Annotated in this window: 4 protein-coding genes and 1 tRNA gene; 2 read left to right on the top strand and 3 right to left on the bottom strand. The window is 63.8% G+C overall.

Annotation, left to right across the window (positions count from 1 at the left end):
• Nucleotides 1-5: 5 nt before the first annotated feature.
• A complete protein-coding gene (locus MHY23_RS03905) occupies nucleotides 6-899 on the bottom strand; it encodes a DUF3662 and FHA domain-containing protein (RefSeq protein ID WP_239306509.1) in 894 nt (297 codons plus the stop codon).
• Between the two features lie 179 nt (nucleotides 900-1,078).
• On the opposite strand from MHY23_RS03905, the gene MHY23_RS03900 reads away from it, so the two are divergent.
• Nucleotides 1,079-1,165: transfer RNA gene (locus tag MHY23_RS03900), tRNA-Leu, on the top strand.
• Nucleotides 1,166-1,249: 84 nt separating this feature from the next.
• Here the strand turns inward: MHY23_RS03900 and MHY23_RS03895 are convergent.
• On the bottom strand, nucleotides 1,250-2,938 hold the full coding sequence (locus MHY23_RS03895) for an ATP-binding protein (protein ID WP_239306508.1): 1,689 nt from the start codon (nucleotides 2,936-2,938) through the stop codon (nucleotides 1,250-1,252).
• 305 nt (nucleotides 2,939-3,243) lie between these two features.
• Complete coding sequence (locus MHY23_RS03890) at nucleotides 3,244-3,660, bottom strand: hypothetical protein (RefSeq protein ID WP_239306507.1); 417 nt, start codon at nucleotides 3,658-3,660, stop codon at nucleotides 3,244-3,246.
• A 387-nt stretch (nucleotides 3,661-4,047) separates the two neighbouring features.
• Here MHY23_RS03890 and MHY23_RS03885 point away from each other — a divergent pair, with 387 nt between their 5' ends.
• Nucleotides 4,048-14,223: a hypothetical protein gene (locus MHY23_RS03885; protein ID WP_239306519.1), complete on the top strand. Its 10,176-nt coding sequence runs from the start codon at nucleotides 4,048-4,050 to the stop codon at nucleotides 14,221-14,223.
• Nucleotides 14,224-14,519: the final 296 nt, after the last annotated feature.

Below are 14,519 nucleotides of genomic sequence, written 5' to 3'. Positions count from 1 at the left end.
CCTTCTTACGGGCGGAAGTATTCGGTGCTGGGGTGCGCCACCGAGTCCGTGAACTGCGGCTCGTTCGCACCGGCCTGCGGCTGGTCCTGACTGCCGACGATGCGCACCTCAATATTGGAGTGCCCCAGCGTGATCACGTCGCCGTCCGCCAGCATCCAGTTCTCCACCGGCTCGTCGTTGACCGTGGTGCCGTTGGTGGACTGCAGATCCACCAACACCGCCACCTGGCCGTCCCAGGTGATCTCCGCGTGCTGGCGCGAGACACCGGTGTCCGGCAGGCGGAAGTCCGAATCGTTGGAGCGGCCCAGGATGTTGGAGCCCTCGTGGACCAGGTACGTGCGCGACGAGCCGTCCTGAAGCAGCAGGCTCACCGTGGTTGCCTCAGGGTTGGCGGCAGCCTGCGGGTCCTGCGGCTGGTTGGCGTTAGGTTCGGACATTGCATCCTCCTTCAATTGCGAGCGCGAGGCCTTGCGCTTCTTCGGCTCCGCCACGATGGCGTCGAAGCCGCTGACCACATCCGGCATGGTGTCGATGTAGCTAGACACCCGGAGCTGGCCAGTGCGCAGACCCGACTCCTCCGCGATACGCACAACAACAGGGCCATCCAAAAACCATTGTTTGTTGCGCACGTAGCGCATGAGTTGATCGGCGAGGTCCACAGGAAGATCGCGGTTCTGCGACAGGTTCTCCAAGTCCTTCGAAGACACACCCACCGCGTACACGTTCGGGGCGACATACTCGTCCCTGTCCGTGACCACCAGCGAGTCCTGGGCTTCCTGCTTGACCAGCTCCTCGATTTCTTCAGGCACAACCTTGCCGCCGAACAGCGCCGCCATGGAATTATCCAAGCCGCGCTGCAGGGAACTATCCAGCTTTGCCAGCCTGTCCATCACTGCCATTTCCTGCGCACCTCCTTTCTTCACATCAGAATTTAAGTAACCCGGACAGTATAGGTGCCGCACCCGACACCACCTATCCGCGCAGCGTGTCGGCCCCGTTGCAGACGCGGGATAAAAGGCGGTGTGCGCTGGCGATTTGTAGTTTTTGTGAGCTGCGTTCTATATTAATCAAGTCGCCCGCCCGGGTGGCGGAATTGGCAGACGCGCTGGCTTCAGGTGCCAGTGTTCGCAAGAACGTGGGGGTTCAAGTCCCCCCCCGGGCACCAATAAGTCCCGACTTATACTCCGCGGAGTGTGGGTCGGGGCTTTTGCTTCTCGACGACCTCCGGTCCGCGCCGGCAGCCTCCACATCACACCCAGTAGACGACCACTCTGCCGTCATGGGGCGCCGGGCCCTGCTGGAGGCCATCGATGTTTTTCAGGGCTCGGTACACCTGGCTTTCGCTTAGCCCGGTAGATAAAGCCAGCTCGCGTCTGCTCAGAGGGTGGCCAGTCTGCTGTAACGAGTCGAGCACTCGCTGTTCGTTCGTTGCAGTTTCGCCGACAGCACGGACCGGCAGTTCCGCTTGGCCGCTCCCACTCTGGCGGTACGCGGTCCCTCTTCCGGTCCCAACCTGCTCGGCTAACCCAAAGCGGACCAGCTCCTGGAGTTCGTCCCGGGCCTGAACCGAATCCATCGGGAACTCATTGCGGTAAGCGGAGTTCGTCAGTTCCGCACCGTGCCGCATTGCTACAAGCGCGTGTTTCTGCGCGACAGACATCACGTTGGCTCCAGGCTGCTGGGAAAGCCAGTTCCTATCTTCCTCTGACAGCATGCTCGACGAGGTCAGCAGCACCTTGAACTTGATTACTTCGTCTTTGAAATAGGGTGCCGGAAGGAAAGCGTCGCGGAGGCTTCGCCGCACTTCGGGAATCCCGGTGGCATGTCCTTCAATGACTCGCTTGCCGTCCTCGGTCCTGATTGCGGAACACATGCGGTACAGCACTGCGTTTTTCGCCCGCGGGCTTGTCTTGCCAAGCTCGCGTTCTGTCAGGCCCCACAACCCACCGGGATTCTCAACGATAAACTTCATCGGCAGTTTGACCAGCATCGGGTAGCTGCCGAAGCTGGCAACGGAAAGGTCGCGGTGAACGAGCGCGTTGGCGATAACTTCTCTCAGCGCGACGGCCGGGATTTCGGGAGCGTCGAACCCGTGGCCATCGCGAAACGCGACCCCGCGCATCAGGTGCTTGCGGGCCCATGACTCGGCTGATTCGAGGAGATCGGGAATAGGGCCGGTGAACTCATCGTGGTCGGTGAGACGCAGGCCGGTGTTCTGCCCGTCACCTCTCGCGTGCGCCTTCACGGCCGTGTGCGGGAGGAACTGCTGCGGGTGGAGCCCCATCGCGTACACCGCAGCAACCGTCGGTAGACCAGTCTCGTGGTCGACGACGTTTGTACGCACGAGCAGTTCGTCACGGCTCATCCCCTGGAGGCGGCGCGAACTTCGCTGCTCTGCACTCAGGTACTGTTCCAGCAGCTCCGGCACCAGGTCGCGGTCCACGTCCGCTCCTTCGACCGGTTGCCGGTCGTGGGTTGGCTGGCTGCGCTGGGAGGTGAGGTAGAGCTCCTCCTCTCGGCTCAATTCGTGATCGCCATCGCTCGATCGTGTGAAGGCAGGACCATTGGCCCCGACCCGAAATGGTCGGCGCTCGGGTGGTTGCGGAGGAATTACGCAACCTACAACTTGCTTCCCGTCGATGGTGGCGATTTGCACGGCCCCAAGCTGCACTGGAGGGTGAATGCGCTCGCGCGCCTTGGTGCCAAGCCCGGCTGCCAGGTCCTTCGCATTTGCAACCCCGCGGACGCGCATCTGCCCGTCTTCTTCGGCGAGGCCGAGGACGATGACACCGCCATCGGGCATATTCGCGAACGCACTGAGGGTCTCATCAAGTGAGGTCGGCAGCCCACCGGAGGCATCCTTGGCCTCGATATTCCAGGTATCGGTGCCGATGCTGAGCAGCAGGTCGATCAAAGCCGCGAGGTCAAGTTCGGACATGAACCGAACTGTAACGCATTTGCGTTACGCGTAATGAAAATGCAATGCAGATTCTGTTACGTGTAACGAACTTTTTATTAGATTGCGGGACAAACGGTTGTCGGCGGTTCTCCACTGAAATACAATCACTTTTGTCCTCTACTGTTTGCTTGTTCATAGCTCGGAGCCACTGGATGCCCACTCAAAAAACATCTCCTCTGCCCAATTCTCGTCCACGAAAAAACTCAAGCCTTTTGGCCACCGCCATGGCGGTGTCCCTCACGTTTGGATCTGTGGCTGTCCCGCAGATTGCAGGAAACACCGCCTCAGTGGCTTTTGCGGCCGGCGTCCGCGGTCTCGCCTTTACGAAATGGGACGATGACGATGGTGTCCGGATGATCACGAACACCCAAGGCAGCGCCAATTCCCAACCTGCTTTGACAGGTAACCGGCTGATTCTCCGCACGGGCGGTGTCGGTGGGAAGGCCACTCAGTTCCCTGCGGGCGAATACACCATTTCCGTGAACGGTGTTGTGCACGAAACCGTGCAAGGTCAGCCTCGGATCGAGACCAATGCTGACGGTCAGACCAACGCAGTCCTCATCTTGGATCTCAAGAAACGTCTGAATGTCGCTGAGAATGTGCCAGTCGTAATTGAAACGACGGCGCCCGCAGCCGGTTCCAAACCGACCACGGGCACAATCAAGGCCGAGGATGTCGCTGTTGACACCGTCGATCTCCAAGCCAACCCGGGTCTCCGCGACCCGCTCAAGGCGTCAGAAAACACTGACGCGTGCATCGTCGAGGTGACGAAGCGGGATATCGGTGTCTCGACTTGGATCGCCGAAAGTTTCTACATGAACCCGGATGGTTCCCGTCCGAGGAACGTGAAGCGCAACTACACAGTTCTTCAGTACCGGGTTGATGGAGTGCAAGGCGATAATGCCTTCAAGCCGGTGAACGGTAATGGCGTGAGCCCGTGGGTCTACAACGCTCTCGCGTATAACCCGGCCGATGGATATCTGTACGCAGTCTCGCAGGACAGGCCGCAGAACGGTGCCGATTCCGGCCTTTCTAACAACAACCCTGATCCCCAGTACCCAGCAGGCCACCTACTTCGAATCAGTCCCGTGACTGGAAAGGCGGAGAGCATCGGACGGGTCGACGGCCTGGTTGATGTCGATGTTCGCTCCGGTATCACAAACGGTGCGTTTGACCTGAATGGCAACTACGTCTTTTCCAACAATTCCGGTAACGGCACCGGCGACATCTACCGTGTCAAGTTCAACGGCGGGAGCAAGACAGAATTCTCCATTCCTGAGGTGACAGCGGCAGGAAATCGCGTGAAGTCGACTAGGCAGAAGCTCGGGGATGCAAGGCCAACGAGTGCGAACGACTGGGCTTACGTAGGCTTCGACAAGAGCCCGTACGCGTGGTCCATCAACTCAGAGAACGGCCACCGCTACCTTTACCGCACGAACGTGCTTGACGGCTCCATGATCTACTGGCAGGTGGATGATCTCTCTACACCTACCGATCAGAAGCTCGTGGACGGGATCTACGGCAACGCATGGACGTATGCCAATGGCAACCTCGGATTCAGCGTCAACGGCACAGGCGACGCCTACCAGATCTCGGTGGAGAACCCGAACGCGACGAACAAAGATGACATCAAAATCGGTTTGGTGTCCGTTGAGAAGGTCCCGGCATCGTACAACAACGACGCGACGACTAATGCGATCACGGTGCAGGAGTACCGGAAGGCTGATGTAGATCTGTCTATCGCCAAGAAGCTGGAGATGATCGACGGGCAGCCACAGTGGACCGTCACCGTCACCAATAACTCCGGGTGCTCTTCGTCTGGGTTCACTGTCCGCGATCTCATTTCAAGCGGCCTCTCGGACGTTCGGGTGGAACCACAAACCCAGGGTTGGCTCACACAAAGCAGGTCGACTAACGGATCGATCAACTGGACCCACGGGCCGTTGGGGGCGGGTCAGTCTGCAACGTTGAAGGTGAACGCGAGAGTTGCAGACGGCAAGTGCGCAATCAACAAGGTTGCGGTGATCGGCAACGAGATCGACCCAACCCCGGCGAACGATGTTGTGGCGGCCGGTGACTGTGATCCGAAACTCGAGATCAAAAAGTACATCAACGGTCAGGACGCTCAGGACACCGATCCGAGTGACTGGCCTGAGCTTGCCGTCAACGGGAAAATCACCATCCGGTACGACATAAAGAACACGGGGCGCGGCAAGGTCACTGGCATTAAGCTGCAAGACGCTGTGACAGCAGGAGAGCGTTCAACGGAGCTTCAAAACGCCATCAACGTCGAACTGGCGAAAGTTCCAGAGTTCGATCTCGACGGGGGTGCAGAAACGTCTGAGACAATCACCGTCGATGTTCCCCTAAAGACCCAGCCAGAGAACGATTACAAGCACCGAAATTCCGCTTTCGCACAAGGCACCTTTGACCCGAACAATCAGGGCTTCCCGACGTTCAACGGTGGAATTCAAGATGGTTTCACCTACGACCCGTTCCCACAGAATCTCCAAATGGTGTCTGTCCGGTCGAACGATGATGAGGCAAACGCCGTCATTCCAGCCAAACCACCAGTCGTCCAGAACCCGAAGTTTGCCGTGGAGAAAATCGGCCTCCAGGCCGGCGGCGTCCAGCTGCAGCGCCGCAGCGAAGGAGGCTACGCCTATAGCGCTGAGTACATCGTGCGGGTGCGCAATACCGGCGATGCCGAGGGTCAGTTCGCCGAGGTGTGGGACGCCCCGTTGAAGGGTGCTGGGTTCAACATCACCCAGTTCACCGTAGATGGCAACCAGGTCCAGCCAACTAATGGCCGGTACAAGGTCAGCGACCCGGCCACTCTGGCGGCGGGTGCGACGAGGGACTTCAAGGTTGTCGTCACCGGCACGCTCACCGACAAGGCTGCGGACGCGCTTCCGGCAGCTGTCGGCCAGTGCGACGCCGTCACCCCGCAGAACCCGGGTGCCGGTTCCGGCCTGGTCAACATGGTCACCATGGAAGGTGACTCCGACGGCCCAGAGAACAACATCGTTTGCCAGCCCGTCGAGCTGCGTCGCCTCACGGTGCAAAAGCGGATCAACGGCTACGAAGACACCGCGCTCACCGCTGGTGAAGCGACCGAGCTGTGGTACCGCGTGATCAACACCGGCAACACCACGCTCACCGGCATCACGGTCGCAGACACGATCAAGGAAGGCAACCAGGCGCTCCAGGCACAGATCGACACCGAGCTCCAGAAGATCAACGCGTTCGACCTCGCGCCGGGCGCTATCCGCGACATCAAGATCACCGTGGAGGCCCCCGAGGGCTACCACGCCGACGAGGGACGAGCTGAGGTCCCGCCGACCACGATTACCGGCACCACCAACGCGAGCTCCACAGTTCCGGGCACCACACTGCCGGGCATCACCGCCACGGCCACGGCGACGGCGAACACGCCTGGCATCAGCATCCAGAAGCTGATCAACGGCTTCGACAAGAACGCCCTAGTGGTCCCGGGTCAGCCGATGACCATCACCTACCGCGTGGCCAACACCGGCGGCGTGCCGCTCAAGGGCATCTCGCTTATCGACGAGGTGCAGTCCGCCACCACCGAACCCCTCACCGCACTCCAGCAGGAGATCAACGCCAAGCTCCAGGGCATCAGGCTCGACCTGCAGCCGGGCCAGGTGGTGGAGCGCTCCATCACGGTGACGGCGCCGGTGGACGGGCACGTGAACGTCGCAAAGCCAACTGTGCCACCGGTGACCATCCCTGCAACGACGATCCCGGGCACCACGATCCCGAACGTGACCACCGTTCCGGAGACAACAGTGCCGGAGCGTGTGGTCACGCCGACGACCACGCCGTCCGATGATGCGTCGTCGACCCCGGTGAACCTCAGCATCCTCAAGGAGATCCGCGCGAAGGACACCGATCCGTGGCTCGACGCGGAGGCCGGCCAGCCGGCAGCCGTGGTCACCCCGGGCCAGGACATGCAGATCCGCTACACGGTGACCAACACCGGCAAGGTGAAGCTGACCGGCATCGACATTGTCGATCAGGTCACAAGCATCGAGGGCAGCACCACGGCTGAGCGCCAGGCGCTTACCGACGCCCTGAACGAGGCACTCGTGACAGAGGGCCGCGGCTTTGAGCTTGCACCGGGTGAAGAGAAGGAAGTCATCGTCACTGTGAAGGCGCCGAAGGGTGCCCACGTGAACGTGGCTAAGGCGACCGCGCCTGAGGTCCCAGTGACGGAGACCGTTACCAAGACGGTTCCGGGCACCACTAACGCCACCACGACGGTGCAGCCCCAGACGGAGACCACGGTCGTCCAGACCACGGTCACCCCACCGACCCCTACGAACGAGGCACGCTCTACGCCAACAACCTCCGAAGTGCCGCCCGCCGTCGTTCCGGACCCGCAGTTCGCAGTAGAGAAGCTCAACAACCAGACCGGCATCAGCCTGGATCGCAGCGAGAACGGCCAGTACGGCTACTCCGCCGAGTACACCATCCGTGTTCGCAACACCGGCCCGATTGCTGGACAGCACGCGAAGGTGTGGGACGTGCCGGTGCGGGGCGTCGGTTTCGACATCACCTCCGTCACCGTTGACGACGCCGAGGTCAAGCCGGATTCCGGCCGCTACCTCATTTCCAACGAGGCTGAGCTGGCCGTGGGTGAGTACAAGGACTACCGCGTGGTGGTCAACGGCACCGTCACCGATCAGGCAGCGAACGCGCTGCCGGCAGCTGTCGGCCAGTGCGACGCCGTCACTCCGCAGAACCCGGGCGCAGGCTCCGGCCTGGTCAACGTGGTCACCATGGAGGGCGACTCCGACGGCCGCGAGAACAACATCGTTTGTGAGCCGGTTGAGCTGCGCCGCCTGAACATTGAAAAGCGCATCGACGGTCGCGAGAACGCCCCGGTCACCCCGGGCGAGCCGATGGAGATCTGGTACCGCGTGTCCAACACGGGCAACGTCACGCTGTCCGGCATCACGCTGGCAGACCAGATCACGGAAGACAACAAGGAGCTCCAGGCGGAGATTGACGCTGAGATCGCCAAGATCGAGGCCTTCGACCTCGCGCCGGGCGAAGTCAAGGACATCACGTTCCCGGTCACCGCGTACGAGGGCGAGCACACCAACGAGGTGCGCGCCCAGGTGCCGGAGACCACCGTGCCGGGCACGACCCGCCCGGAGACCTCCATCCCGGAGACCACCGTCCCGCCGGTGACCGTCCCGGGCACCACCAACCCGGAGACCACGGTGCCGGGCACCACCATCCCGGGCTCGACCGTCCCGGCGACGACCATCCCGGGCACCACGGTGCCGGAGCGTCCGGTGCCGCCGACCACGGTCACCGCCACCGCGCACGCGGGCTCCCCGTCGCTCGAGGTGAAGAAGTACATCAACGGCCGCGACGAGCACGCCATGGTCGTCGCTGGCGAGGACATGGACATCACCTACCGCCTCACCAACACGGGCGCCGTGCGTATCGACGGCATCCGCCTCAACGACGCGGTGAAGGAAGAAAACCCCGCCCTGCAGCAGTCCATCGACGCGCAGCTGGGCAAGGTGGCCCCGATCTCGCTTGAGCCGGGTGAGTCCACCGACGTGACCGTCACTGTCAAGGCGCCGGCTGGTCGCCACGACAACGAGGTCAACGTGACTGTTCCACCGGTCACGGTTCCGGGCACCACCATCCCGGAAACCACCGCGCCGCCGCGCACGACCGTCACCACCGTTGACGGCACCCCGACTACGTCGACCATCCCGGGCACCCCGGTTCCGGGCACGACCGTGCCGCCGACTGTGGTGACCGTGACCGCACCGCCGGATGACGCCGCTTCCGACACCGTGTCTCTTGAGATCCTCAAGGAGATCAAGCGCGCAACTGACGGTGAGGATGCTTGGCGCGACGCCGAGACACCGGCAGATGCTCTCCCGGTCGTGCCGGGTGAGGACATCCAGCTTCGCTACACCATCACCAACACCGGTTCGGTCCCGTTGAACAACGTGGCCCTGATCGATGAGGTGACGGAGCTCGCGGAGGAGAAGGACAAGTTCCAGGAAGCGATCAACAAGGCAATCGAGGCGAAGCTGGCTGAGGAGTTCCCGGACGGCATCAACCTCGAGCCGGGCGCCGAAAACGCTGCAACCGTCGAGATCACGGTGAAGGCGCCGAAGGACTACCACGTCAACGTGGCGAAGGTGACTGCTCCGCCGGTGGTGACGGAGGAGACCGTTGTGTCCTCTATCCCGGGTACGACGGAGCCGGGTACCACGAACCCGGATACCACTGTCCCGGGGACTACGGTTCCGGGCACCGTGACCACGGAGACCACCCAGGTCACCATCACTCCGAACACGCCGACCAACAAGGCGCAGTCCACTCCGATTCCGCCGGACGCCCCGCAGTTCGCTGTGGAGAAGTTCAACGCGGGCAACCCGGGCGTCACCCTGGAGCGCAATGACAAGGGTGTGTACGCCTACAAGGCTGAGTACACCATCCGCGTGCGCAACACGGGCCTGGTCAACGGCGAGCACGCGAAGGTGTGGGACGTGCCGGTCCGCGGTGTCGGCTTCGCCATCGACGAAGTCACCGTCGACGGCACCAAGGTCGACGCGGATAACGGCCGCTACCTCATCTCCGACGTCGCCGAGCTGGACGCGGGCCAGTACAAGGACTACCGCGTGGTGGTCGACGGCACCGTCACCGACGAGGCTGCAGCTGCGCTGCCGGCTGCCGTCGGCCAGTGCAAGGCCGTCAAGCCGCAGAACCCGGGCGCAGGCTCCGGCCTGGTCAACGTGGTCACCATGGAAGGTGACGGCGATGGCATCGACAACAACATCGTCTGCGAGCCGGTTGAGCTGCGCCGCCTCAACATCGAGAAGCGCATCAACGGCCGCGTGGATGCCCCGGTCACCCCGGGCGAGCCGATGGAGATCTGGTACCGCGTCCGCAACACCGGCAACGTGACCCTGACGGACATCACGCTGGCGGACCAGATCAAGGAAGACAACCCGGATCTGCAGAAGCAGATCAACGAGAAGCTCGCGACTGAGCTTGCGAAGCCGGAGTACAACCCGTTCAACCTGGAACCGGGCGAGTACAAGGACGTGAAGTTCCCGGTCAAGGCACCTGAGGGCGAGCACAACAACGAGGTCACGGCTGAGGTTCCGCCGAAGACGGTTCCGGAGACCACCCGTCCGGGCACCACGGTCCCGGGCACCACTGGTCCGTCCACGACGATTCCGCCGGTAACCATCCCGGAGAGCACGATCCCGGGCACCACTGAGCCGGGTATCACGGTGTCCACCACGGCACGCGCGTCCTCGCCGAAGCTGTCGGTGAAGAAGTTCATCAACGGCCGCGACGTGCACGCTGTGGTCGTCCCGGGTGAGGACATGAAGATCACCTACCGCCTCACCAACGAGGGCCCGGTGCGTATCGACGGCATCCGCCTCACCGACAAGATCGAAGAGGCCAACGAGGACCTGCAGCGCCGCATCGACGCGCAGTTGGGCAAGTTCGCCCCGATCTCGCTCGAGCCGGGCCAGTCCCACGACGTGACCATCACTGTGCCGGCCCCGGCCGGCAAGCACCGCAACGAGGTCAACGTCGATGTCCCGCCGGTGACCGTTCCGGGCACCACGCTCCCGGGCACCACCGTGCCGGCGACCGTGGTCACGGTGACCGCGCCGCCGGATGACGCAGCGACCGACTCGGTTGAGCTGAAGATCAAGAAGTACATCCGCGGCGTCGACGGCGTATGGCGCGATGCTGAGGAAGCGCAGGACGCCGCACCGGTGAACGCCGACGGCACCATGGACCTGCGCTACGTGATCACCAACACCGGCTCGCTGCCGCTCAACGGCGTGGTCCTGACGGACACCGTCGAAGAGATGGAAGGCCAGCAGGAGCTGCAGGACGCGATCAACGCGGCCCTGGAGGCGAAACTGGCTGAGGAGCACCCGGACGGCATCAACCTCGAGCCGGAGCAGGAGATCACCATCGAGCTCGAGGGTGTGAAGGCGCCGAAGGTCGCTCACACCAACGTGGCGAAGGTGAGCGCTCCGCCGGTGGTGACCGAAGAGACCGTCGTGTCCTCCATCCCGGGCACGACTGAGCCGGGCACGACTAGCCCGGACACCACGGTCCCGGGGACCACGGTTCCGGGCACGGTGACCACGGAGACCACCCAGGTCACCATCACCCCGAACGAGCCGGAAGATAAGGCACAGTCCACGCCGACGACGCGTCAGACTCCGCCGCCGCCGGTCACGGAGACGACGACTGCGCCGGCGCCTGAGCGGCCGCAGTTTGCCGTCGAGAAGCTTGCTGCTCGTGCGGGCAACGTCGAGCTGACCCGCAACGACGAGGGCAGCTACAACTACTCCAACGAGTACGTCATCCGCGTTCGCAACTCCGGTCTGGTCGCCGGCGAGCACGCCACCATCTGGGACGTGCCGCTGCGCGGCGCCGGCTTCACGGTCAACGAAGTGACCGTCGATGAGAAGGCTGTGGACGTGAAGAACGGCCGCTACAAGGTCGCCGACGCTGCTGAGCTGAAGCCGGGCAAGTACAAGGACTACAAGGTCACCGTCACCGGCACCCTGGCTGAGGCCGCGGCGAACAACCTGCCGGAGGCTGTCGGCCAGTGCACCGCCGAGGGCGCGAACCCGGGTGCGGATTCCGGCCTGGTCAACGTGGTCAACATGGACGGCGACACCGACGGCCCGGGCAACAACGTTGTCTGCACGCCGGTTGAGCTGCGCCGCCTGAACATTGAAAAGCGCATCAACGGCCGCGAGGACGCCTCCGTCACTCCGGGCCAGAAGATGGAGATCTGGTACCGCGTCCGCAACACCGGCAACGTGGAACTGACCGACATCGCGGTCGCGGACCAGATCCGCGAGGACAACCAGGAGCTGCAGGACGAGATCAACGCGGAGCTGGCCGAGAAGGCCAAGCCGTTCAACCTCGCGCCGGGCGCCTTCCAGGACATCCGCATCGAGGTCACCGCGCCTAAGGGCGAGCACGTCAACGAAGCTCGCGCCGAGGTGCCGGAGACCACGGTTCCGGGCACCACCCGTCCGGGCACCACGATCCCGGGCACGACCGGCCCGTCCACGACGGTGCCGCCGGTGATCATCCCGGGCACGACCCTGCCGGGCACCACCCGTCCGGGCACGACGGTGTCCACCACCGCGCGCGCGAACTCGCCGCTGCTTGAGGTGAAGAAGTTCATCAACGGCCGCGACGAGCACGCCCTAGTCAACGCCGGCGAGGACATGGACATCACCTACCGGGTGACCAACAAGGGCACTCTGCCTATCGACGGCATCCGCCTCACCGACGAGGTGAAGGAAGACAACGCCGAGCTGCAGCAGGCCATCGACGCCCAGCTGGGCAAGGTCGCTCCGTTCGCGCTCGAGCCGGGCGAGTCCATGGACGTGACCGTGACGGTGAAGGCCCCGGCCGGCCGCCACGACAACGTCGCGGGCGTGACCGTGCCGCCGGTGACCATCCCGGCCACCACGATCCCGGGCACCACGAACCCGCACACGACTGTGCCGGGCACCACGGTGCCGTCGACAGTGGTGACCGTGACCGCGCCGCCGGATGACGCCTCCTCCGACTCCCCGCAGCTGGAGATCCTCAAGGAGATCAAGCGCGCGGATGAGGGCGACGACGCATGGCGCGACGCCGAGACCGAGGGCGACGCCCTGCCGATCGGCGAGGGCGAGACGATGGAGCTGCGCTACACGGTGACCAACACCGGTTCCGTGAAGCTGGACGGCGTCGACATCGTGGACAACGTCACCCGCCTGGACGGCGGCGACGCCGACGAGTTCACCGCCGAGATCAACAAGGCGCTGGAGTCTGCAGGCCGCGGCCTGTCCCTGGAGCCGGGCGAGTCCGTGGAGATCGTGATCGAGGTCTCCGCGCCGGCGGGCTACCACGTCAACGAGGCGATCGCGACCGCACCGCCGGTCACCGCCACCGAGACCGTGGTGTCCTCCGTGCCGGGCACGACCAACGAGACGACGACGGTTCCGGGCAGCTTCGTCACCGAGACCACGGTGGTGGAGCGCACCCCGAACACGCCGACGAACAAGGCGCAGTCCACCCCGACCACGGGTGTGGCACCGTGCGACTGCGAGGTCAAGACCACCACGATCATCCCGGCGCCGGTGACCACCACCGTGTCCGGCGAGGTCACCACGGTCACGCCGGACCCGGTCACCTCCGAGGTCACCATCACGGAGACTCCGGAGCCGGTCACCTCTGAGGTCACCACTACGGAGACCCCGGAGCCGATCGTCACCACTGTGGTGCAGACGCAGGATCCGATCACGGTCACTCGCACCACGCCGGTCACCACCGTGCAGACGGTGACGCCGGAGCCGCAGACGGTGGTCACCACCGTTGAGGGTCCGGAAGTGACCACCACGCCGGATGTTCCGGGCCAGGTGGTTGTGGTTGTGGACGACTCCGGCAAGACCGTCACCGAGGTCGCACCGACCCCGGTGGATGGCTACACCCCGCCGGTGACCGCGACGGCAACGTACACGCTGCCGCCGGTGGTCACGGAGACGCTGCCGCAGATCACGGTCACCGAAGTGCCGACCACCCTGGTCACCACCAAGGCCACCGTGGATGAAGGCACCGACATCCTCGGCCGTTGTGTCGCCAACGCGGTGCGCTCGCCGATCCTGTACATGGTGCCGCTGCTGCTGGCGGGCCAGGTGCTGGGAGAGGTCGCTGCCCCGTACGTCAACGCGGTGAACGAGCAGTTCAACCAGATCTCCGCGGAGATCCAGGATGAGATCCGCCGCAAGACGCCGAACTTCGGTTACGGCCGCCGCGGCCAGGAGAACGAGCAGGTCGCCGAGCTGCGCGCGAAGGCCGAGGCCGCGAACCGCATGCTGCAGGAGCTGGCAATGCGTCCGGACGTGCAGCAGTACGGCCAGTGGGCAGCTATCGCCGCCGGCGTGGTTGTCGCGGGCTCCGTCCTCTACGACTGGTGCTCCAACGAGGCCGGCGAGGCGTTCACCGCCATCGGCCCGAAGAAGTCGACCTCCGTCGACGAGGTGCGCGTGGGCGGTTCCTCCCTCGGGGGTGACCGCGTGACGACGGTCGTCCCGCCCGTCACCAACACCCCCGGCCGCGACGAAACCGCCGAGGACGCAGGCGAGGCCGCTGGTGAGGCTGGCTCCGAGGCCGGCTCCGCTGACGGCTCCTCCGCGGGTTCCTCGGAGGGCAGCTCGAACTAACGCTCCTCTGAGCTAGGCGCGAAACCCCGGCAGGCTGGAACCCCAGCCCGCCGGGGTTTTCCGCTGCGCGGCCAGTCGAAAAAGTTTAAGCCCCGGGCGCATGCTTTCGCAGAGGCGACACCGAGGCGTACGGCTCCCTAGTGTACTCGCAACCTCGACGGCAAGGCGTATCTCTCGGAGATGGGAGCGTCTCACCTGTTAGCGACTCGACTGGCGGGCGTCGGGACATACCCCGAGCAACAAACCCCTATTAAGGCCCAAAAATGGCCATACTAGGGAGGGCTTACTAGGGGTTT

It is taken from the genome of Corynebacterium sp. ACRQP (assembly GCF_022345915.1).
In the GTDB taxonomy this organism is placed as follows: Bacteria; Actinomycetota; Actinomycetes; order Mycobacteriales; family Mycobacteriaceae; genus Corynebacterium; species Corynebacterium lehmanniae.
Note: the sequence above shows the minus strand (reverse complement) of the source record. Positions and strands in the feature narration are given on the sequence as shown.

Bases quoted from the DNA above. Each gene is read 5' to 3' on its own strand.
- MHY23_RS03905 (WP_239306509.1), bottom strand. From the start codon at position 899: ATGGCAGTGATGGACAGGCTGGCAAAGCTGGATAGTTCCCTGCAGCGC.
- MHY23_RS03895 (WP_239306508.1), bottom strand. From the start codon at position 2,938: ATGTCCGAACTTGACCTCGCGGCTTTGATCGACCTGCTGCTCAGCATC.